Annotated in this window: 17 protein-coding genes and 1 pseudogene; 14 read left to right on the top strand and 4 right to left on the bottom strand. The window is 45.1% G+C overall.

Annotated features, from left to right (window positions below; all coding sequences use genetic code 11):
• The first annotated feature begins 47 nt into the window (after nt 1-47).
• Nucleotides 48-1,526: a polysaccharide deacetylase family protein gene (locus tag KCTCHS21_RS20675; protein WP_130612751.1), complete on the top strand. Its 1,479-nt coding sequence runs from the start codon at nt 48-50 to the stop codon at nt 1,524-1,526.
• A 68-nt stretch (nt 1,527-1,594) separates the two neighbouring features.
• On the opposite strand, the gene KCTCHS21_RS20670 is transcribed toward KCTCHS21_RS20675, so the two are convergent.
• A complete protein-coding gene (locus KCTCHS21_RS20670; RefSeq protein ID WP_130612748.1) occupies nt 1,595-2,506 on the bottom strand; it encodes an AraC family transcriptional regulator in 912 nt (303 codons plus the stop codon).
• 150 nt (nt 2,507-2,656) lie between these two features.
• Between KCTCHS21_RS20670 and KCTCHS21_RS20665 the strand changes: the two genes are divergently transcribed.
• Nucleotides 2,657-3,571, top strand: coding sequence for a DMT family transporter (locus KCTCHS21_RS20665; RefSeq protein WP_130612745.1), 915 nt, complete (start codon nt 2,657-2,659; stop codon nt 3,569-3,571).
• A pseudogene (locus tag KCTCHS21_RS20660) lies at nt 3,513-3,740 on the top strand (tRNA-binding protein); the annotation flags it as partial. The gene KCTCHS21_RS20665 and the pseudogene KCTCHS21_RS20660, both read left to right, overlap by 59 nt.
• 73 nt (nt 3,741-3,813) lie before the next feature.
• Here KCTCHS21_RS20660 and ilvD read toward each other — a convergent pair.
• Both ilvD and KCTCHS21_RS20650 read right to left on the bottom strand, forming a co-directional pair.
• Complete coding sequence (ilvD, locus tag KCTCHS21_RS20655; protein ID WP_130612742.1) at nt 3,814-5,499, bottom strand: dihydroxy-acid dehydratase; 1,686 nt, start codon at nt 5,497-5,499, stop codon at nt 3,814-3,816.
• 924 nt (nt 5,500-6,423) lie between these two features.
• On the bottom strand, nt 6,424-7,089 hold the full coding sequence (locus KCTCHS21_RS20650) for a 3'-5' exonuclease (protein ID WP_269472722.1): 666 nt from the start codon (nt 7,087-7,089) through the stop codon (nt 6,424-6,426).
• Nucleotides 7,090-7,340: 251 nt separating this feature from the next.
• Between KCTCHS21_RS20650 and KCTCHS21_RS20645 the strand changes: the two genes are divergently transcribed.
• The 10 genes from KCTCHS21_RS20645 (at nt 7,341) to KCTCHS21_RS20600 (ending at nt 21,873) form a co-directional block, all read left to right on the top strand.
• Nucleotides 7,341-8,270: a poly(ethylene terephthalate) hydrolase family protein gene (locus KCTCHS21_RS20645; protein WP_130612736.1), complete on the top strand. Its 930-nt coding sequence runs from the start codon at nt 7,341-7,343 to the stop codon at nt 8,268-8,270.
• Nucleotides 8,267-9,472: a pectin acetylesterase-family hydrolase gene (locus KCTCHS21_RS20640; protein ID WP_130612733.1), complete on the top strand. Its 1,206-nt coding sequence runs from the start codon at nt 8,267-8,269 to the stop codon at nt 9,470-9,472. The genes KCTCHS21_RS20645 and KCTCHS21_RS20640 overlap by 4 nt, the downstream gene beginning before the upstream one ends.
• 2 nt (nt 9,473-9,474) lie before the next feature.
• Nucleotides 9,475-10,101 carry a TetR/AcrR family transcriptional regulator gene (locus KCTCHS21_RS20635; protein ID WP_130612730.1) on the top strand — a complete coding sequence of 209 codons (627 nt, stop codon included), beginning with the start codon at nt 9,475-9,477 and terminating at the stop codon, nt 10,099-10,101.
• Nucleotides 10,086-11,861, top strand: coding sequence for a sensor histidine kinase (locus tag KCTCHS21_RS20630; RefSeq protein ID WP_162309355.1), 1,776 nt, complete (start codon nt 10,086-10,088; stop codon nt 11,859-11,861). The genes KCTCHS21_RS20635 and KCTCHS21_RS20630 overlap by 16 nt, the downstream gene beginning before the upstream one ends.
• Nucleotides 11,854-13,488: a response regulator gene (locus tag KCTCHS21_RS20625; RefSeq protein WP_130612724.1), complete on the top strand. Its 1,635-nt coding sequence runs from the start codon at nt 11,854-11,856 to the stop codon at nt 13,486-13,488. Before KCTCHS21_RS20630 ends, KCTCHS21_RS20625 begins: the two co-directional genes overlap by 8 nt.
• Nucleotides 13,489-13,556: 68 nt before the next feature.
• Complete coding sequence (locus tag KCTCHS21_RS20620) at nt 13,557-15,083, top strand: ABC transporter substrate-binding protein (protein ID WP_130612721.1); 1,527 nt, start codon at nt 13,557-13,559, stop codon at nt 15,081-15,083.
• Nucleotides 15,080-17,704: a glycosylhydrolase-like jelly roll fold domain-containing protein gene (locus KCTCHS21_RS20615; protein ID WP_130612718.1), complete on the top strand. Its 2,625-nt coding sequence runs from the start codon at nt 15,080-15,082 to the stop codon at nt 17,702-17,704. The genes KCTCHS21_RS20620 and KCTCHS21_RS20615 overlap by 4 nt, the downstream gene beginning before the upstream one ends.
• Nucleotides 17,705-17,725: 21 nt before the next feature.
• Nucleotides 17,726-18,658 (top strand): ABC transporter permease, encoded by a 933-nt coding sequence (locus KCTCHS21_RS20610; RefSeq protein ID WP_232057905.1) that lies wholly within the window; start codon nt 17,726-17,728, stop codon nt 18,656-18,658.
• An 18-nt stretch (nt 18,659-18,676) separates the two neighbouring features.
• Nucleotides 18,677-19,564 carry a carbohydrate ABC transporter permease gene (locus tag KCTCHS21_RS20605; protein ID WP_130612716.1) on the top strand — a complete coding sequence of 296 codons (888 nt, stop codon included), beginning with the start codon at nt 18,677-18,679 and terminating at the stop codon, nt 19,562-19,564.
• Between the two features lie 26 nt (nt 19,565-19,590).
• A complete protein-coding gene (locus tag KCTCHS21_RS20600) occupies nt 19,591-21,873 on the top strand; it encodes a glycoside hydrolase family 3 C-terminal domain-containing protein (RefSeq protein WP_130612713.1) in 2,283 nt (760 codons plus the stop codon).
• A gap of 545 nt (nt 21,874-22,418) precedes the next feature.
• On the opposite strand, the gene KCTCHS21_RS31215 is transcribed toward KCTCHS21_RS20600, so the two are convergent.
• A complete protein-coding gene (locus tag KCTCHS21_RS31215; protein ID WP_130612707.1) occupies nt 22,419-22,649 on the bottom strand; it encodes a hypothetical protein in 231 nt (76 codons plus the stop codon).
• A 161-nt stretch (nt 22,650-22,810) separates the two neighbouring features.
• On the opposite strand from KCTCHS21_RS31215, the gene KCTCHS21_RS20585 reads away from it, so the two are divergent.
• Nucleotides 22,811-23,146: a hypothetical protein gene (locus KCTCHS21_RS20585; protein WP_130612704.1), complete on the top strand. Its 336-nt coding sequence runs from the start codon at nt 22,811-22,813 to the stop codon at nt 23,144-23,146.
• Nucleotides 23,147-23,170: the final 24 nt, after the last annotated feature.

The following is a 23,170-nucleotide window of genomic DNA, read 5'->3' as shown; positions in this document are numbered from 1 at the left end:
ACATCTCACGCAATTATAAATACAGCAATCAAGATGGTGGGGAAGGCATGGAAATCATCCTCTGGATAGGTTTTTATTTTTTGACTTTTTACGCTTTTTTACCAGCTTTAATTAGTCGGATTTTTGGATTTAGAGTATTTATGAAGGGACAGGCGAAGAAGGAGGTTGCACTTACCTTTGATGATGGGCCAGACCCAGTCTATACGCCAAAGCTTCTAGATTTACTTAAGCGGGAAGGAGCGAAAGCGACTTTCTTTGTCGTAGGTGAGAATGCAGAGCGGTATCCCGAGATCGTTGCTCGTATTCATGAAGAAGGACATATCATTGGTATTCACAATTACGTCCATCATACGAATTGGTTTATGCGTCCTCGAACCGTCAAGCGGCAAATACATCGAACCTCAGATATTATCAAGAAAATAACGGGTATCAGACCGATGTACTATCGCCCTCCTTGGGGAATGGTGAATGTCTTCGATTATGCAAACCTGGGATATTTACAAATCGTGTTATGGACCTCGTTATTCGGAGATTGGCGTAAAAGATTAGGTGCAGAAAAGCTATATAAACGCATGAAGGGCAAGCTCAAGCCAGGTCAAGTATTTCTGTTGCATGACTGTGGAAGTACCTTTGGAGCAGATCGTGATGCTCCGGCGAATACAATCTCGGCTTTAGAGCGGATATTGGATGACGGGCGCAAGATGGGCTATCGTTTTATCGGCATTGATGAAATGATCGAAATTACGGAGCGGGCTAAGAATAAAGGGGTAGATACTCATATGGCTGCGAGGAGACCCCAAGTGAACAGTGACGAGTCTATTGTTGAAAATAATCCATCTATTGGCTTCATGAAAAAGCTATTAGTAAGCGTGTGGATGGCATACGAAAAGGTATTCCACCTTCTGTTCAGACTTCATCCCGTGGGGGATGGTAAATTTTTTAATTATCGTATTCGTCGATACTCGGGGCCGCCAATGGATTTGCGTGCAAATGCAACATTACACTCCGGGGACTACATTATGGAAATCCATTTCGAGAATCAAATGCTGTTTGAGTTAGGAATGAATTCTAAGTCTACTTTGCAAATTGGAATAAAAATTATTCGTGAGATGGAAAGAACATTGCCTGATATGGCGAGAGAGCTTGCTAAAGCTACGAATGGTGATAAGGTAAAGGCGCTTTATGGCGTATCTATGATTCATCGCGGTGCGGAATCACTTGGTTATGGGACTTATGATTTACCTAGAGGTTTTTTCTCCTGGACTACAAATATTTATTTAAGAATTCTTATTCGGGTCATTCATCCTTCAGGTAATAAAAGGGTACGCGAAAGAGGCGAAACGATGAGTCCGCGGATGCTTATTATGCCCCGGGAAATATTGATGACTTGGGCTGATGAGTCGCGGGAGAAGCGGCGTCCTGATCGGGAAAGAACAGTAAAGGCGGATATCCCTAAGCAGAAGGCTTCTGAAGTGGAGGAAGCTAGCGAGGATTTCGAAGAAGGATCGATCGGCAAGCTGGTGTAGTTTTTCATAAGAGGTAACAGTATGGGGGTTGTTCCATTAGGTCTGAAGAGACCTGATGTGGCAGCCCCTTAATTTTTGGTTGCTTGGTGGTGTTTCTGTACATTTCTAATTTTTCGGAATTCCTTAGGTGTAATGTCACAATGTTTTTTAAAAGACTGGATAAAATGATTTACATGATTGAAGCCAACCCTCAAGGCAATTTCGGTTATCGTATATTCAGTAGATTCTAATAGCTCGCAGCTCCTTTTAATACGGAACTTAACCAAGTAATAGTAAGGAGTCATATGGATGCCTTTTTTGAAGCTGCGAGTGCACTCCGAAACACTCAAATGCGCTACCTCAGCAATTTCCTTCAAAGTTATATTGTTTGAATAGTTTTGGTGGATAAAGCTAAGCATTAATTGCAATCTCTCTTGTTGAAGTCTGTTGTGTTTAGCGGACTCCTCTGAGGATAACGAAATGTTGGATATTAGAATTAACCATAACTGAACCGTTTTGATGGAAATCTCATACTGCCACCCCCAGGACTTTTTCATTTCGAATTCCTTCTTCATATCCCATAGGATATGAAGAATTTTGTTTTGCCACTCCGCATCACCATTAATTTCTAAAGATAATAGGTAAGAATTAGTAAATGGAAGTACATAGTTTTTCTGCATGGAACTATCTGAATAAAAGGCGAGTAGCTTCTCCGGAAAATTAAAGCTCACATATTCACCGTCATGAGTTAGGTGTGTAACAATGTGAAGAACGCTCTTATTGATAAAAATTGCCTGACCCGTTCCTAAACCATAATCGATACCATTGATTTGTATGGTTAGTTTCCCTTTGGTCACTAGAGTAATTTGTAATTCTTCGTGCCAATGTAAATCATTAACTCCTCTGCCTTTAGGAATAGATCTATGATTAGTATGAGTGTACATGATGTATGGAAATGCCTCGTCAGGGTACTGAATAGCTTCGTGTAATTGTTTTTTCAAATTGCAAACTCCTTTATTAGACGATATTTCGATATAAATTAGATATATTGTTACACGAAAAAAACGTTGGCGATGATATTATTATATCCATTGTCGACTTATCATTACAATACTGTGCACAAGTAATTGTACTAACAGCTTGGAGGACCTATGGGTAAATTAATTAAATCTTCATTGCCTTCTCATCCGTTTATTTTGTTATTTATAAGCATATTGTCAGTGTCTATCTCTTCTATCATGATAAAATTTTCAAATACACCCACTTCTGTGGCTGGAATGTACAGATTGTATATGTCCGTATTCATCATGCTCGCTTTTGTACCTTGGAAAACACTTCGCTCCGTAGAGATGAATAAAAAAGATTGGTTTATCGTACTTTTAGCCGGACTTTTTCTAGGGTTACACTTTTTATTCTGGATGGAATCATTGGTCTATACCTCAGTTGCAAGCTCTATGGTCTTCTTGACGTTGCAACCATTATTTGTACTGATCGGTTCAACCTTTTTGTTCAAAGAACAAGCTAATCTGCTAACCGTTTTTTGCTTGTCCGTTGCTCTTTTTGGTTCAATCATTATAGCTTGGGGAGACATAGGGATTTCGAGAAATGCTCTAATTGGAGATGGCTTATCGTTAATAGGTGCACTGTTCATTTCTGCATATCTGTTGGTAGGGCAGAAAGTAAGTCGTAAAATTGATGTAAATGTGTACAGCATTATCGTTTTCTTTATTGGTGGTACCGTCATGCTCATTTACAATTTGTTAAATAATTTCTCTTTAATTGATTACGATTCATCCGATTGGACTTATTTTTTGTTGCTTGCGATAATCCCAACTATTTTTGGACAATATCTTTTTAATCTGTTGTTAAAATCAATTGGGGCAACAACAGTCTCGGTTGGAATTATTGGAGAACCTGTTCTTGCCATTATTCTTGCTTACTTATTACTAGGGGAAACAATTTCTTTATTTCAGTTCTTAGGCAGTATGTTGACTTTAGTCGGTATGGGAATGTATTTTTGGTCAAAATCAAGTAAGCACAACGTTCAAAATAATAAAACGTTATAAGGCTGAGGAGATTATAGGGAAACAAATAATAGGTGTAGTTAACTTTCCTGCTCGACGTATAGCGGGTTTCAAATCAGAAGTATTAGTTCTTGGAGGGATACCGGAAAAGGGGGATGTGGTTCTCTTGGAACCAGATATTAAATTACCTAATGGTACACCTATTGGGTAATTTAAGCCCACTAAAGATAAAAGCACCGCTGTCCAATAAGGACGGCGGTGCTTTGCTATGCTTGAAGAATAAATTACATTTTCATAACGCCGCCGGTGCTAGCGGAAGTAACCATTGCGGAGTAACGAGCAAGGTAACCACGTTTGATTTTAGGTTCGAAGCCTTTCCATTCAGAGCGACGACGATCCATTTCCTCATCAGTAATTTGAAGAGTAATCGAACGGTTGTTAAGATCCAACTCGATGATATCACCATCGTTAACGAATGCAATTGGTCCGCCTTCGGCAGCTTCCGGAGAGATGTGACCAATGGAGATTCCGCGAGATGCTCCAGAGAAGCGTCCGTCCGTAATCAGGCCGACTTTAGCGCCAAGTCCCATACCCATAATTTGCGAGGTAGGTGCAAGCATTTCCGGCATACCTGGTCCGCCTTTAGGTCCTTCGTAACGAATGACAACAACATGGCCTTCTTTGATTTTGCCATTAGCGATACCAGCAAGACAATCGTCTTGTGAATCGAAGCAAATAGCAGGGCCTTTGTGATAGCCGCCGACAGACTTGTCAACTGCGCCGACTTTGACGATTGCGCCCTGAGGAGCCAAGTTACCAAACAGAACAGCCAATCCGCCACGCTCAGTATGAGGGTTATCAATTGTATGGATAACTTCTGTATTCTGAATCTCGCAGCCTTCAACGTTTTCACGCAAAGTTTTACCAGTAACGGTAATGCAATCTCCGTGGATAGCTCCTTCTTTTTTAAGAAGCTCGTTAATAACTGCACTAACTCCACCAGCATTATGAACGTCTTCGATATGCCAATCGGAAGCAGGAGCAATTTTAGCCAAGTGAGGCACGCGTTCTGCAACTTCATTGATTCGTTCGATTGGGTAATCGATACCAGCCTCGATAGCAAGAGCTAGTGTATGCAACACGGTATTCGTAGAACCACCCATAGCCATATCGAGTGCAAAAGCATTGTCGATAGCATCTTTGGTTACGATGTCACGAGGTTTGATATCTAATTTGATAAGCTCCATAAGCTGTTTAGCGGATTTTCTTACGAAATCTCTACGCTCAGGTGCAACGGCCAGAATCGTACCGTTTCCTGGAAGCGCTAGTCCAAGTCCTTCAGCTAAGCAGTTCATGGAGTTAGCTGTAAACATACCAGAGCATGATCCACAGGTTGGACAACCATATTGTTCGAGTTCAAGCAATGCGCTATCGTCGATTTTGCCGGCTTGGTAAGCACCAACGCCTTCAAATACGCTGGAAAGGGAGATGGAACGTCCATCAGACGTTTTGCCCGCCTTCATAGGTCCACCGCTTACGAATAGTGTAGGAATGTTAACGCGCAAAGCGCCCATCATCATTCCCGGAGTAATTTTATCGCAGTTAGGAATACATACCATGCCGTCAAACCAGTGAGCGTTAACTACTGTTTCAACGGAATCGGCAATAATTTCGCGGCTTGCTAGTGAGTAGCGCATGCCGATATGACCCATTGCAATTCCATCATCTACACCGATGGTGTTGAACTCGAAAGGTACGCCACCCGCTTCGCGGATAGCTTCTTTAACGATTTTACCGAATTCTTGCAAATGAATGTGACCTGGAACGATATCAATATAAGAATTGCAAACTGCGATGAATGGCTTGCCGAAATCTTCCTCTTTAACGCCTGCAGCACGTAACAAGCTACGATGTGGTGCGCGATCGAAGCCTTTGGTGATCATGTCTGAACGCATTTTCTTGTTAGCCATCTATAGTCCCTCGCTTTCGGATAAACCGGAATGTCATATCCTTGATTTTATCACAGAAACGGACGGCTTGACCAGATAGGCTGTATTTAACAAGAGAGAGAGTTTGGGGAATTATTCTTTTGTTTCAAAGAATACATTATTTTATATATGCGGGTGCGCCGCAGTTTGTAGAAGAGATAAGCGGGGAGACCGACTAATTCCCTCCATCGGTAGCAGTTTGGAGTAGAGATGAGCGGAGAGACCGACTAATTCCCGCCATTGGCAACAGTTTGGAGAAGAGATAAGGGGAGAGACCGACTAATTCTCGCCATAGGTAGCAGTTTGTAGAAGAGATAAGCGGGGAGACCGACTAATTCTGGCCTTCGGTAGCAGTTTGGAGTAGAGATGAGCGGAGAGACCGACTAATTCCCGCCATCGCTGCAGTTTGGGGATGAGATAATCGTAGAGGCCGACTAATTCGCGCCGTCGGCAGCAGTTTGGAGTAGAGATGAGCGTAGAGGCCGACTAATTCTCACCAGCGTCGCAGATAGATTTGAGAGTAGATAAATGGTTTGCCCGTCTAATTTACCCTTCATCGATAGGAGATGTACGAAAGTATCGAGCAACTCTACTTAGGAGAGACTAGTTTGTTAGGAGATGCACGAAAATATCGAGCAACGGAGCCTGGGAGAGACTAGTGTGTTAAGAGATGTACGAAGAAAATATCGAGCAACGGTGCCTGGGAGAGACTAGTTTGTTAGGAGATGCACGAAATTATCGACCAGTATGTCCGTAATTCGCGTGTTGGCTAGAGACAGGTAATTAAACCAAATAAGAAGTTACAGAGCACACTCAATAAGGGATTGCCCAAAAGGCGTTGCTGCAGGTATAGGACTACCTGAAACAACGCCTTTATCTTTGGACACTCTTTTAGTTTCTTTGCTGTTATTGCTCAGGGAACAAATTAGCAAGTCCCGCGAACGGTAAATTTTCGTAGTGGTCAGTCTTGTACACTACTTCGCTTTCGATGGTTGTTTCATCGCTCAGCTTGTTGTGTTTGAACTGGAATTTGTCGAATAGCTTTACAAGAATTTGCGCGGTGTTAATGGCGTCATCCATCGCTCGATGGTGGGAGCCTGAGAATGGAATTTCTAGCATTTCCAGAGCTGGCTTTAACCCCATCTGCTGATGCTTCTCAAGCTTGTATACTTTAGAGAGCATCCTCTGCAAGTTATTGTGATTAACAATCCAATCTGTAGCTATCTGATGTTGGCGACACTCCTGAACAAGCTGGCGTTGATCGTCAGGTCCCCAAGCACAAAGGAAATATTCCTCGTCGCCTATCCAGGCCGTATAATCCTTTACGACTTGAGCCAGAGTTGCCGCTCCATTAACGTCATCTTGTGTTATCCCAGTAAATGTAGTTGTATCTGTAGTCAACTGAGGAACAATGACGGGCTTAACAAAGGATTGGAAGGTTTCAATAATTTGTGGGACATCTTCAACGAGACCGACTTTAGCCGCTCCGATTTCAATAATTTCAGCGATTTGGCCCTTTTTGCGTCGCACAGTCATTTCGAGATCATATACGATAATGGTCAATTCAAGCACCTCAAGGACATTCCGATAATATTTCGTACCTTTGTTATTATAGTCTTCCGAGAAGCATTTGTCAGGGCAAAAAAATTAACCAATCAAAAACAGACGTTAATCATGACGTGCGAACTGCTGGGGTTGAGTCACATTCTTAAAGCAAACTTTATAGGATTGACATAAAATGTACGCAACCATATAATCATTACACACGGTGTGCAATTAATGATCTTGATGTAAAGTCAATTCGAAATGGAGGGACAGCGAGTATGGCAGCTTCTGAGAACAAGGAAGCAGAATCATGGACGAAATGGGTCATTATCCCCGTAGGCTTACTCTTAATGTATGCGCTTAAATTACGCGCGCTACTCTATCGCTATAGGCCGGCACCACTGGAACGGAAGTATGGGGAGCCGGGCCCTTACCGCTCTGCAAGCTTTGTAATAAGCGACGAGACAGGGGGGCCGTTATACAAGCTGATCTACCCAGACAATCGGTCCGAAGCGAGCCCGGTTGTCGTCTTGGGCAATGGAACCAATGCTCAGCCTGAGCATTATGAAGGGCTTCTCGAGCATCTAGCCACATGGGGCTTCACTGTCGTAACTAATTATTGTCTAAATACGGGAACGGGCAAGGAAATCGCCGAAACCGTTAAGTTTGTCTTGGAAGAAAACAAAAAAGAAAAGAGTCCGTTATACGGAAAGCTGTTGGTGGATCGTTTTGGCGCAGTCGGTCAATCACAAGGTGCGACTGGCGTGTTAAATGCTAACAAGTATTTGGATCAGCCCCTTCAAACGATCGTCACAATTGCGCTGCCTGCTCTTAAATGGTGCAAACCGAAGGATATTTACGAAACTGAGAATTTGGAATCCTCTTTGTTTCTTATGGCAGGAACACATGATTTTATTATTTCTCCGAAGTCGACAAATATGGAAGCGCTTCTTCGAGCCAATATGAAGCTGCCTACTGTCATGGCGATGACGAAGACGGCGGATCATTTGGAGAGCATGGGGAACGGCGGAATGCACAGGGGTTACTTAACGGCATGGCTACGCTATCGACTGGCCGATGACAGCATTGCCGCCAATGTGTTTATCGGAAAACAGCCAGAGCTCGCTCGCAACAAAGGATGGAAGCATATCCACACCAGAAATTTAACATCATCTAATCAAATACAGGAAGAGGGGAAATTGGCATGAGCACATTTAAGAGAGCCATTTTTTATACCATTGGTGTAGTTGTACTATCGTTTGTTTACTTGCATCACTATTTAATTAAGAGGCCAAGCAGGCGGCAGAGATTTGAGCAAACGAAGCTTGGAAAATGGAATAAAGCAAGGCTCAGCAAAAGGACAACGGCCACCGACGGCTCGAAATATTTCTTGTATACACGAAAAGGCAACAGCCGCAATCTGATGGTTTATTTCTCAGGTGGCGGTGGTTGCTGGAACGGGGAAACGGCTAATGTGCCTTTGTCCCTGCGCTCCTACCTTAAGCATGGCCAATTTGGATATTATTTTGCCCGAATTCCCTTCTATATTCTTAACATGCATGGAGGCATGTTTGATAGAAAACCAGAAAATCCATTTTCGGAATGGAACGTTGTATTTATCCCTTATGCATCTGGAGACTTTCATGTTGGTGATACTAGCGCTAATTACGTTCGAGCCAATGGTAAGGGCGCACGTCATATTCGACATAACGGAAAGAATAACGTTGAGGAAGCCCTTAAGTGGGTCTATGATAATTTTGAAGCCCCAGAAAAGCTATTAATTGCTGGCTCCAGCGCTGGTGGCTTTGGCTCTGCTTTCTATGCGACTCAAATTGCAAAGCGATATTCGAGCTCAGAAATTTATCATCTCTCGGACAGCTCTTTTCTGGAATCTGAAAGCTGGCCGGATATCGTGAATAAAAACTGGAATGCCGATTTTAAGCGTCGCTTTTCCTACCCTATGGAAGCCGATATGATCGGTGCTGCATTTATGGGGAACGCCAGATCTTTGCCCAACAATGTCGTCCTGCTGCATGCTTGCACCGTATACGACAAAGTGCTGACATCATTCCAGGGCAATTTGGATGTCAAAGGGGATGATGTGGGTCCGGAAAGGACGGAGGCTTGGACCCGTCAATTACGTGCTTCAACGCGGCGTCTAGTTGAGCATATCCCTAACTTTCACTATTTCCTCACTGACTATGGCTACGATGAAAAAACACATACGACTCCGCATACGCTGCTTCCAATGAAGGCCTTCTATGAGGCGCAGGAAGAAGGAGTAACACTAGTCAACTGGTTAGATGGTATTATTAACAGAAAAAGCAGGGTTTCACTAGGCTCCCGTTTTCTTAAAGAGGGGGAAGGCTCGAATTCAGGTGAGACAAGTGCGCTTAGAAATGAGGCTTAACAATGAAACTTAGGGAGAAGCAGCTTCAACTTACCCGAGGGATGATAAAGGATGCGGCACTAGAGGTGTTCTGTGAAAAAGGCATCGAAAGCTCGGACCTGGTTCTAATTGCTGCGCGCTCAGGTACATCAAGACGAACATTGTACCATCACTTTAAGGATAAGGAGGAGCTGGCTACTGAAGTATACATCGACAACCTTAGACGTATGTTTGGTAGACTGCTTCTCGAATTTAATTTCCAGTCTCCACGCGCTTCCGTGGAGGCTATTCTTAACAAGTATTTGTCGCTAAGAGAGAACTATTCGGATTTGCTTTATTTTGACGCTTTATTTAACGTTTACTTCGCTACTATGGGCAAAAACCCAGCGGAGCTTCCAGAATATAAACAATTGATTAGCGAGGAAACAGATTTGTCAGTAAGCGCTTTTTCCTTGGAGTCGGATATTAAGGAATCAGGGCAGAAGCTCGCTTTGATTGAACGGACCCAAATGGTTCTACACCTATACTTCTGCTACCTTCAAAAGTCGGTATTTAGCACAAGACAAAATCAAGGCATCTTAAGAGCTGCCGAGCAGGAGCAGGATATACGTTATCGGCAATTTCTATTAAGCCTGTGGGAAGGAAAATGAATCTTCCTCGCAGCAGGCTCAGACATACGATTCGTTTCCGGCTGATCGTTGGCGTTGCAGCAATACTTATACCGCTAATTGGTCTATTGAACTTCAATCAATATTATGCTGCTCAGGTCGTCCGAAAGCAGGTCGCGCAGAGCAATCAAAGCTACATCTCATTGTATATGAATCAGGTCGATGGACAACTGGAGGACGTTGAAAGCTTCCTGATGGGAATGATTGTCTCCGATCTAAATCTTTCGATGCTTGATAAGCATTTAGACGAAGCGGATTACGCGCGACTTAAGGTGCAGCTGTCCAGAAACCTGACAAATGAGATTGCGCGTTATGATGCAGTTGATGGATTTCTGATCTATTCCGCTTTTGACGGGGGGCTCATCGAAGCTTTTAGCACGCGCTTGCCTTATCCTGAACGACAGGCGGTTGGTGAAGAGATAGTCCGCTTGCTCAACGAATTTCCTGAGCAACAGGGAATTAGAGGTAGGCAATGGCTTACGCGTGAAATAGAAGGTAGCTTCTACATGCTTCGGCTGCTTCAAGCAAATGAGGGCGTTTTTGTTGGCGCTTGGGTTAAGGCGGATAGTCTTATCGTTCCACTAAAGCTGATCGATCTCGGAGAAAGTGGCTTTTCCCTATTCGTCACCAATGAGGGGCAGCCAATGATGCACTCTGAAGCTGTTCGTAACAACAACATAGATCTGAGCTTTGCTTCAGGGAGTTATAGTGTAACTGGCAGTCCTGATCGCTACTTGACTGTAGGGGAGCTGTCCCGCAAGGGAGGTTTCCGTCTTGTCGCCATTATTCCAGAGCAAAGCATATTGAAAAGCCTATTTGATCTCCGCCAGTGGAACACGGCTGTCTCAGTCGGGTCTATTTTACTGTTGCCTCTAAGTCTCCTATTGCTGCGTAAAACCATTATGCTTCCGCTTAGAAGACTGCTATCAGCGATGAAGCGGATTGGGGAAGGGCATATGCAGGGTATACCTGAGCAGGACTCGTCCACCGAAGAGTTTCGTGTCGTGAACGATAATTTTAACCTCATGCTGTCTCAAATACAGGAGCTCAAAATTAATGTGTATGAAGAGCAGCTAAGTAACCAAAAGGCTGAGCTGAAGCAGCTTCAAAATCAGATCAATCCTCACTTTTATTTGAACTCCCTTAACATCCTGCATAGTCTAGCGGTCGTTAGAGACTACAAGCTCATTCAGGAAATGTCGCATTGCATGGCCGATTATTTTCGCTATATTTTCCGAAGTGGTACCTCTTTCGTCTCTCTTGGGGAAGAACTGCAAAATGTAAGAAATTATATTCTAATTCAAGAGCTGCGATTCTCTAACCGTCTAAGCAGCACTATAGAAGTACCGGCTTATCTATTCCAATTAGCTGTTCCGCCACTTATCGTCCAGACATTCGTTGAAAATGCCGTAAAGCATGTGCTATTACTGGATAAGCCGTTTACGCTCGCCATTCGTGGAAAGCTTGAGTCTGGTGAACGAGAGCCTTATGTTCAGCTTATTATTGAGGATACAGGCTGTGGATTTAGTGATGAGGTGCTTTCTGTTTTGTCCGAAGGGGCGAGCTTGGAACGCGAGGATGGGACCAGACACGGTATATGGAACACACAGCGTAGACTCGAATTGCTGTATTCCAATCATGCCGAATTGAAGTTCTCTAATCGTGAGGAAGGTGGCGCGCGGGTCGTTATTCGTCTGCCGATGAAGATGTGCTCTAAGGAAGGAGAGGAAAATAATGCTTAATCTTCTCATTGTCGATGATGAAATTCATTTCGTAGAAGCGATTAAAAAGCTTGTTGATTGGACACAGTTCGGAATCTCGGACGTCTATATCGCTCACCATACATCCGCCGCTGAACAAATTTTCCGAACGCATGACATTGATGTGCTATTGTGTGACATCGAAATGCCTCAGGAGAGCGGGCTTGAATTGCTTTCGCGGATGAGGCGCGACGAGCTGCGGACAATACCTATCTTGATGACCTGCCATGCTGATTTTCAATATGCTAAAGAAGCTGTGAGACTAGGCTGCTCTAATTATTTGCTTAAGCCGTTGTCCAAGGAAAAGCTCGAGGAAGCGATAGGCAAGGCGACTGAAAGTGCACTCAGAGAGCGTGAGCTGGAAAATGCATTACAGCACAGGAGATGGTGGTCGCGCCATCAAGGAGTCCACTATGAAAGATTTTGGACGGATCTATTAAATGAGACAATTCCTCCGCACCGCGAGGCGGTCATTCGTGAAGCAGAAGCTAGACAAATTCCCCATTCTCCTGAGGCAGCCGTTCTTCCCATACTGTTGAGTGTGAGAAGCTGGCATCAGGAGTTTTCAATGAGAGATAGGAAGCTACTGGAATATGCTCTGAAAAATGCGGGTATGGAGCTAATAGGAAATATAAGACCAACGAGCATTATTGTACCCGTCGGTACCGAGTCGTGGCTTCTTATTATGCCTGCCTCACAGCAGGACGGATTGAGCAGTGGAGTAGAGCAGGTTTGCGGTAAATTTACAGAATATTGCAATATTCATCTATATTCAGAGGTGGCTTGCTACGTAGGAGAAGCCGTACTGTCGCATGAAATTTCTGCTTTACTGCCTACACTGTTGGAGTTAGACAAGCACAATGTGAATGGAAGCTCTTATGTAGATTTAGTAAAGGTAAAAGGTAAATTCAAATCTCCTCCTCCAGTACCGGATATGGGTGGATGGGCAACGATGCTGCGTCAAGGTACGAAGGATTTGCTGCTTAAGGAGGCAGTGTCTTTCATACGCGGGCTTCGTCATCAACAGGGAATTGATGGCCGTTATTTGCTCGCCTTTAAGGAAGATTTTCTTCAGATGGTTCATTCTGTACTCCAGCATAAGGGGGTTCAAGCCCATCTTATGTTTTGTGATAGAGAAAGTTTACGCTTGTCCGATGCTGCGATACGCTCGTTGGCCGATTTAGAGCGTTGGCTTGAACATGTTATCACACAGGCGACGGATTATACAGAAGTCTCATCAATCCGGAATGTTGTTGACAGAGCAACTAGTTATATATTGTCTAACCTGGAACAGAATCTTTCTCGTGAGTCTGTGGCGAGTCATGTTTATTTGCATCCCGATTATTTGACTCGGCTGTTCAAGAAGGAGCTGGGCTGTACGATTCCCGAATATATGCTCCGAGAGCGTATCAAGCTGGCTAGGCAGCTTCTTGTTCATTCCGAGCTACCTGTCAGCACGGTAGCAACGGCGATAGGATACTCTAACTTCTCCCATTTTGCGAAGCTTTTTAAGCAGCAGACAAGCATGACCCCGATAGACTTCAGACAGTTTAACCGTGAGGGCAACGCGAGTAAAGTCGAGTTTGCGTCAGATAGTAGTCGAAGTTGAAGCAGAAGACAGGGGCAAGCCGCCACTATAATGACAATAGAAAGCCAAAGAAGCTAGGGGGAGACACAATGAGCAAGAAGGTATGGTTATCAGGATTTATGGCGATTTGTCTATTGTTGCTGGCGGCATGTGGTTCTGGAGGAGCGTCAAAGGAGACGGAAAGCGCCCCTGGGACACAAAATCCTACTGAAACTGTAAAAGGCGATCCTGTTAAGCTGAATGTCGCATTTCTTAGTGTGACGGGAACACCACCGGATTTGAAATTAGTTGAAAGTGAGATCAATAAACTCACTCAAGCAAAGATTAATGTAACTGTAAATTTAATTCCGATTAATTACGGTGCTTACGCGCAGCAGGTAAATCTGATGCTTACGAGCAATGAAAAGCTGGATTTGATCTTAGTAGGCTCGGCTTTTGGTTATAGCTCGCAGGTATCTAGAGGTCAATTACTGCCTCTGGACAAGCTGCTGGATGAGAATGGACCGAATATTAAGAAAGCGCTTGATCAAGCTTACTTGAACGCTGGAAAAGTAGACGGCAAAATTTACGGTATTACTTCCATAAGGGACTTGGCCAGTGCAAATGGCTTTACGATGCGCAAGGATTTGGCTGACAAGCACGGTATCGATGCAAGTAAAATCCACACCTTTGACGACGTGGAAGCAGTACTGAAAATTATTAAGGAAAACGAAAAGGGAATTACACCGCTTATTCCAAGCGGAGCGGGCTTCTCTTTCTTGTCAGGCTACAAGTGGTACGATGGGCTTGGAAATGGGCTGGGAGTTCTTCCAGACTACGATAACAATCTCCAGCTAGTAAACAGCTATGCGTCTCCGGAATATGCCGAGCTTCTGAAAAAAATGAGAAGCTGGTACCAGGCTGGATATGTATTGAAGGATGCAGCGACGAATAAAGCAAGTCAAATTGAGCTGATTAAGGCAAACAGAGGATTCGGCTATTTGTCTAAGCTTAAACCGGGCTTTGATGCTCAGGAGTCTAGATCTATTGGTCAAGAAATGATCAGCGCCACATTGTCGGAGCCGGTCTCTATGACCGATGATGTAACGAATATTATGTGGGGTATTCCTCGTCAGGCAGAAGATCCTAGTGCCTCTATGAAGTTTCTGGATTTGTTGTATGGGGATGCTGAAGTAGTTAACCTGTTCGACTGGGGTATTGAGAACAAGCACTACGTCAAAGTATCAGATAATGTGATCAAATATCCGGAAGGCATTAACATGCTAAATAACGGCTACAACCTGAATATGGGCTGGCTGTTCGGCAATCAATTCCTCTCTTATGTGTTCGAGGGCGAGGATCCAGAAATTTGGGTAAAAATGAAGGACTTCAACGATAAAGCTATTAAATCCAAAGCGATGGGCTTTACGATGAACCCTGAAGCTGTGAAGACGGAAATTGCTGCCGTTACTAATGTCATGTCTCAATATTATATGGTTTTGGAGACGGGCTCTGTTGATCCTGACAAAGTACTACCGGAATATCTCAATAAGCTCAAGACAGCGGGTATTGATAAAGTCATAGCAGAAAAGCAAAAGCAGTTGGATGAGTGGGCCAAGACTGAGGGCTTAAAATGAACGGAAAGTTAAAGGATTTACTTGCTGGGGAGGAACGGAATTATATTATTCCGTTTCTCTGGCAGCGAGGAGAAACGGAAGCCGTCATTCGCGAAGAGCTCACCCGCATTCGCGAAGCAGGCATCCGTGCGGTTTGTGTCGAGGCTAGACCTCATCCGGATATGCTCGGCCCACAGTGGTGGAGAGATATGGATATTATTATGGACGAAGCCAGACGACATAGCTTGAAGGTTTGGGTATTCGATGATGATCATTTCCCAACGGGTCATGCCGCGGGCAAAGTTAAGGAAGCACCGCTTGAGCACCAAAGACAATTTATGTCTGAGCGCCACATCGATGCGAGGGGACCTGATCCAGAAGCAACGTTCCTGCTGCGTCCCTTCTCCATTCTCGATGGGGCAAGACCGGTTGGAGCAGTTGCTGCTAGACGCGACCCGGTAACTGGGCAGCTTGATGGAGAATTGATTCCCATTGATTTAAGTACCTCTGTACAGGATGGCGTGCTTTATTGGCCGGTTCCTGAGGGCTACTGGAGAATCTTTCTGTTAATGGTTACCCGAGAAGGGGGAGACGAGCGACGGAAGGATTATTTGAACCCGATAGTACCTGAATCTACGCAAATATTGATCGATACGGTATATGAAGCCTACTATGCCCGCTATAAGGATGATTTCGGCGTTACATTCGCAGGGTTTTTCTCTGACGAGCCAGGTTTCTACAATAGTAAAAATTCCTATGATTTTGCTTCGGGTCTAGGTCAAGCCAGCATGGCTTTGCCGTGGAGGGAGGATCTTCTGGAGCTGCTTGAGGCAGAATACGGTTCAAATCTGCGGCAGCATCTGCCTTTGCTCTGGCATGAAGGTGGTCCACACACACATGCTGTTCGTTACGCTTATATGAATGTAATCAGCAAGCTTTACGCTGAGCATTTTAGCGGGCGAATTGGAAAATGGTGCACGGAGCATGGTGTGGAATATATAGGTCATTTAATTGAAGATAACAATGTTCACGCAAGGCTGGGCTGCGGCGCGGGACATTTCTTTAGAGCATTAGAGGGACAGAATATGTCGGGGCTGGATGTTGTGCTATGGCAAATCGTACCCGGATTTGACGAGATGTCCTTCTCTTGGATGGGTGGGGAAACGGATAGCGTGTTCTTCCAATACGGAATGACGAAGCTTGCCTCCTCGCTCGGACATATTGATCCACGCAAGCGGGGCAGAACATTTTGTGAAATATTCGGAGCTTACGGTTGGGCAGAGGGTTTGAAGCTAATGAAGTGGCTGACCGATCATATGCTCGTTCGGGGCGTAAACCACTTTGTCCCGCATGCCTTCTCCCAGAAGGAGTTTCCGGATTGGGATTGTCCGCCTCACTTCTATGCACGGGGGCGCAACCCTCAGTTTAGGTACTACAACCTGTTGAATCACTATACGAACCGACTTAGTCATTTGCTATCCGATGGACGGCATGTGGCAACCGCTGCAGTGCTTTATCATGCGGAGGCTGAATGGTCTGGACAATATATGCTTTTCCAGGAGCCCGTTAAGCAATTGATGCAGCACCAGATTGATTGTGACGTGCTGCCAGCTGATATTCTACTGACCTCTTTTGCGACGGAAGGCGAGCTTGCCATAAATCAGGAACGTTACAGTTGTCTTATCGTTCCTTATTCGGAAGCATTGCCTGTCGAATTGATTAGCAAGCTGATTGAGCTTGCCGCTTCGGGCTTGCCGATCCACTTCGTGGACGCGCTACCGACTCGACTCAGTCAGTCTATAGCTTCAACGGACTTGCTTGAGCAGTTGAAGGCAGGCTCCAATATTTCAGTCGTTCCATTATTAAAGCTGGCTGACACGCTTCGCACTAATGGTATGTATGAGATCGGTACGACAGACTGGCAGCCGCATTTGCGGACTTATCAGTATCGACATGAGCAAATGGAAGTATTGATGCTGTTTAATGAGCATCCTTCAGATCAGCTTGAAACCCATGTGAAATTGCCAGGAGAAGGCTTATGGCTTAGCTACGATGCCTTCAGTAATGAATTGGAATATGTCGGTGAAGGAAGAGATTATGGTCTTGATCTCCGTCTCAGCGCTTATGAATCATTCATTCTACTGCGGGTTACAACAGCTGATGTTGCGGAATTGGCACTTCGTTCTAGAAGCGCTCTTCCTCCACAAGCGACCAGCAGTAGGCTAGTCGAACCAGCGGAGTGGCAGGTGTCCTTAGCATCGTCGGAGTCTTATCCTGTGTTCGATAGCTGGGGAGCATTAACAAGCTTGCGTAATATGAGCTCACGAGAGCTGCTACCTCGTTTTTCAGGCACAATCAAATACGAGTGCGAGATTGCATGTGTGGAGCCGCACGGCCCATTGTGGCTTGATCTTGGACAAGTATATGAGACGGCCGAGGTTTGGGTTAATGGCAAAACAGCAGGCGTTAAGCTTTGTGCTCCATATGTATGGGATATCTCGGAGTTCTGGATGCAGGGAACTAATGCGTTAGTAATCGAAGTGACGAATACTTTGGCGAAGGATCAGCAAGACTGGTTTTCCAAGTTCGTACAGCAGGAGCCCTCCGGTATGCTCGGCCCGGTTAGGCTAATAAGGCCATAAGTGATAGGAGCGGTGAGTAAGATGGAACAAACCAAACGGCCTCGTCGGAATAACAAAGTGCGCAAGTATGGTGTGCTGCTGTTCATGATGTTGCCGGGACTGATCTATTTACTAATTAACAATTATCTTCCAATGTTCGGACTGCTTATTGCCTTCAAGGATTTCAACTTTGCGAAGGGCCTTCTCGGCAGCGAATGGATTGGATTAAGAAATTTTGAATATTTATTCAAAACACAGGATGCCTACATCATTACTCGTAATACCATTTTGTATAATTTCACCTTCATTATACTTAACACAATTGCGGCCGTCGGAATCGCGATAGCGTTGAATGAAATACGTAGCCGTATTATGTCTAGGTTTTACCAGAGTGTGCTGCTGTTGCCTCATTTAATTTCGATGGTTATTGTCAGCTATCTCGCATTTTCTTTGTTCAGCATGGATACGGGGTTCATCAATAAGACCATTTTCCCGCTTCTCGGCATTGAAGAAATCTCATGGTATAGCGAGGCCAAATATTGGCCGTACATTCTGACTATGATCAGCATGTGGAAGGGAGCTGGCTTTCTGTGCGTCATTTACTTGGCGGCAATCGTCGGCATTGATCAGGAATACTACGAGGCGGCTAAGCTTGATGGTGCTTCAAAATGGCAGCAAGTCCGCAGCATCACGCTGCCTTTGCTATCACCCATTATTATTATGATGACTCTTCTCGCTATCGGTAAAATTTTCTACTCGGATTTCGGCCTGTTCTATCAGGTTCCGCTTGCATCCGGGGCACTAAACGATACAACGCAAGTAATCGATACGTATGTTTATCGAGCACTCATGAATCTGGGAGACATCGGGATGTCTTCAGCCGCAGGGCTTTACCAGTCATTAGTCGGCTTTGTGCTGGTGCTGCTGTCGAACTATGCGGTACGCAAATTTAATAAGGACAGTGCATTGTTCTAAAGACTGGAGTGGTGAGGCATGAATACAATCAAAGGGGAAAAGCAGATCTGGCTTCATTTGCCTATGCTAATCCTGACAGCAGTCAGCGTATTGCCCTTCCTGCTGCTTGTCATCTCGTCAGTTTCAGACGAGGGCTCAATTTTGCGGCAGGGGTACACCTTCTTTCCAGATAAATTCGGTCTGGAGGCCTACCGATATCTGTGGAACCATTCGGAGCAATTGGCTCGGGCATATGGGGTAACCGTGTTTATTACAATCGTGGGAACGGCGTCGAGCTTGCTTATAACCGCGATGCTGGCCTATCCGATGTCCAGGCAAGACATGCCATGGCGTAACGCAACTGCTTTTTTCGTATTTTTTACCCTGCTGTTTAATGGGGGATTAACACCTACTTATTTAATCTATGTGCAATATTTTGATATTAAAAATACGATACTTGCGTTAATAGTACCAGGGCTTCTAATGAGCGGCTTTAATGTACTGCTTATGCGAACCTTTTTTATGACGACCATTCCTCCAGCATTAATTGAAGCAGCGCAAATCGACGGTGCGGGGGAATTCAAAATTTTCTGGCGCATCATCCTGCCGCTGTCGATGCCTATCGTAGCAACTGTTGGCTTGATCCAGACGATTATTTATTGGAATGACTGGTTTAACGGGATGATTTACGTGACGGATTCTAGGCTTTTCAGTATTCAGAATATTCTGAATCGAATGCTGACAGACATTCAATTTCTGAGTGAGAGTAAATTCAGCTCCCAGCTTGGAGAAGCTGCAGCAAGTTTGCCAAGCACGACGGTCAAGATGGCGATTGCGGTCGTTGGGGTGCTTCCGATAATGGCGCTGTATCCTTTTTTCCAGAAGTATCTTGTTAAAGGAATAACGATTGGCGCAGTTAAGGGCTAGGATGGCAGAGGGAGGAAAACAGAGAGATGAATCAAACGCAGGCACAGCAATGGCTTTCGAGCATGACGCTAGAGGAGAAGGCGGCGATGTGCTCGGGAAGAGACTACTGGAGAACGAATGAACTGGAGAGGCTTGGCATTCCGTCTATCGTAATGATGAACGGTCCTCATGGCTTACGAAAGCTGGACGAGTATGAGGTCAACTTCGATGTAAGCGAATGTGCACCGGCGACTTGTTTTCCATCTGCTTCAGCGCTGGCAAGCTCATGGAATATGGAATTGCTAGAGGAGATAGGCATAGCCTTGGGCAAGGAGTGCCATGCGGCTAACGTGGATATACTGCTCGGACCGGGCGTAAACCTTAAGAGATCCCCGTTGTGTGGGAGAAATTTTGAATATTTTTCAGAGGATCCTTATCTGTCCGGCCAGCTCGCCAAAGCTTATATTATTGGTGTTCAAAGCCAAGGGGTAGGCACATCGTTGAAGCATTACGCCTGCAACAATCGAGAAGCACGGCGGATGACAACGGATGCGATCGTGGAGGATAGAGCTTTACGGGAAATGTATTTAGCGTCCTTCGAAGAAGCAGTTAAGGGGGGCAAGCCGTGGACAGTGATGAGTGCGTATAACCGGGTTAACGGCTCTTATTGCTCTGAGCATCCGCAGCTGCTTAACGGGATTCTGAAGGAGGAATGGGGCTTCCAAGGCGCGGTTGTTTCAGACTGGGGAGCGGTTAATATCCTTTCAGAAGGTATCCGTACAGGGCTTGATTTGGAGATGCCTTCAAGTGATGGTCTAGGCGCTGATAATATCGTGCAAGCGGTTCGCGCTGGGAAATTGAGCGAAGAGGCACTTGATAAAGCTGTAGAAAGATTGCTGAATTTGGTTATTCGCTCGATGGCACGTAAGGGGCTTCCCGTAGATTGTGATTACGATAGACATCATCAGTTGGCGAGGACGGCAGCCGCGGAAAGTATCGTTTTGCTGAAAAATAAGCAAAGCTTGCTTCCATTGTCCAAGGGGCAGCAACGGATTGCGCTTATTGGAGCGATGATCCAGGCACCGAAGATTCAGGGTGGAGGCTCTTCACATATGAAGCCGACGCAGGTGGATGATGTGACAGAAGCGATCGCATCTAAATTGGGCGAAGGTGCAGAGCTTGTCTATGCACCCGGATACGATCTGGAAAGTGAAGAGAGTAACCTGCTTTGGGTGGAGGAAGCGCAGGCAGCTGCAGCTAGCTCTGATACAGCAATCGTTCTTGTGGGTCTTCCGGAAAAATATGAGTCGGAAGCCTACGATAGAGACAATTTGCGTATTCCCTCAAATCAAGAGGAAATTATCCGTGCCATGGCTCAGGTGCAAAAAAACGTTGTCGTCGTATTGTGCAACGGCTCCCCGGTGGAAATGCCATGGGCTGATGATATTAATGGAATCTTGGAAGCTTATTTAGGTGGGCAGGCGTTCGGAGGGGCACTAGCAGATGTTCTATTTGGAGATGTAAATCCAAGCGGTAAGCTAGCGGAGACATTCCCAGTGGATCTTCGGCATACCCCAGCTTACTTGAGCTTTCCTGGGGAAGAAGATCGCATCGAGTATCGGGAAGGACTGTTTATCGGCTACCGTTATTTTGACGCCAAAAATATTGAGCCACTGTACCCGTTTGGCTTCGGATTAAGCTATACTTCATTCGAATATAGTGGGTTACAGGTGGATAAGCGTGAGTTGAGCGATGTTGAGACGTTGACCGTCCGATTGAAGGTTAGAAATTCCGGCGATAGAGTAGGGAAGGAAACGGTTCAGCTGTACGTAAGAGACAACGAGAGCCGCTTGATCCGTCCTGAGAAGGAGCTTAAGGCGTTCGCGAAGGTGGAGCTTAAGCCGGACGAGGAGAAAGAGGTTGTGTTTACGCTGGACAAGCGGGCTTTCGCCTACTACGATCCAGAGCAGGCTGATTGGATTGTGGAGACAGGAGACTTCGACATTCTGGTAGGCCAGTCCTCACGGCACATCCTGCTTGTTGAGACGGTTCATGTTCGCTCTACTTCCCGAATCGTAAGAAAATACAATCGGCAATCGTCTTTGGGGGATTTAATTGCTGATCCCTTGCTTACACCTATCGTCAGTCAACTGATAAATGGTATGGCAGATTCTAAGGAGAAGCATAACTCCGAGATGATGGCTATTTTTATCCGAGAGATGCCACTGCGATCATTAGTCGCTTTCAGTAAAGGCACCTTTACCGACGAAATGCTGGATGGACTCCTACAGCAGGTTAATGCGGTCGGAGCAATGTCACAAGAGGTATAGATTAATTGTAGAGACACTATAAACAAGCTGGCGGAGGTATATGCGCCAGCTTGTTTGGCTTATCCGGGGATAGGGGCTAGTTGCTCGAAGAAATCGTACAACGCCCACCAAAAGAGTCGCATTCGGGACTCGTTGCTCGAAGAAATCGTACAACACCAACATGATGAGTCACTTTCGGGACACGTTACTCGAAAAAATCGTACAACACCGACCAAACGAGTCACTTCCGGGACTCGTTGCTCGAATAAATCGTACAACACCGACCAAACGAGTCACTTCCGGACTCGTTGCTCGAATAAATCGTACAACACCCTCCAAACGGGTCACTTCCGAGACTCGTTGCTCGAATAAATCGTACAACGCCGACCAAATAGTCACTTCCGGAACTCGTTGCTCGAATAAATCGTACAACACCGACCAAAAGAGTCATTTCCGGGCTTGTTGCTCGAATAAATCGTACAACGCCGACCAAATGAGTCACTTTCGGCCCTCGTTGCTCGAATAAATCATACAACACCAACATGATGAGTCACTTTCGGGACACGTTACTCGAAAAAATCGTACAACGCCGACCAAACGAGCCACTTCTGGCCCTCGTTGCTCGAATAAATCGTACAACACCCACATAATGAGTCACTTTCGGGACACGTTACTCGATATAATCGTACAACGCCGACCAAACAAGCCACTTCTGGCCCTCGTTGCTCGAAGAAATCGTACAACGCGACCAAACGATTCACTTCTGGACCTAATTGCTCGAAATAATCGTACAACACCGACCAAATGAGTCACTTCCGGCCCTCGTTGTTCGAAAAAATCGTACAACGCCGACCAAACGTGTCATGAGAGAGAATATAATGCCTATATATGGATGAAGGACAAAGAAATCGAGCTTGCCTTGATGTAGTAACAATTTCTTAATTAAGAGGTGTATAGGATGGCCAAACGTTGGACTCGTGAGGAGAACGAGCTTTTCATTCATCTATTGCCGAATTATCGTAAAACTACTGAAAATCAGAGCAAACAGCAAATGAAACAGATTACGGATCAATTCGTTACGGATCTAATGTCTCACTCATTGTTGAAGCATCGGTCTATGCAGGCAATTTTCGAGCATCTTACTTACCTAGATGATTTACTTGAGGGAATTGGGAAGACAGGGAATTATTCAGCAAGTGATGCTATTTATTTCGGTCAACTAAAAAGTGAAAATCGCACAACCCAGAATCCTCTTCGCGTGCTTCGAAATCGTTCTTATTATTTAACTCCCTAACGCATACCACCAAAACAAGCGCCG

This window comes from Cohnella abietis (genome assembly GCF_004295585.1).
Taxonomy (GTDB): Bacteria; Bacillota; Bacilli; order Paenibacillales; family Paenibacillaceae; genus Cohnella; species Cohnella abietis.
Note: the sequence above shows the minus strand (reverse complement) of the source record. Positions and strands in the feature narration are given on the sequence as shown.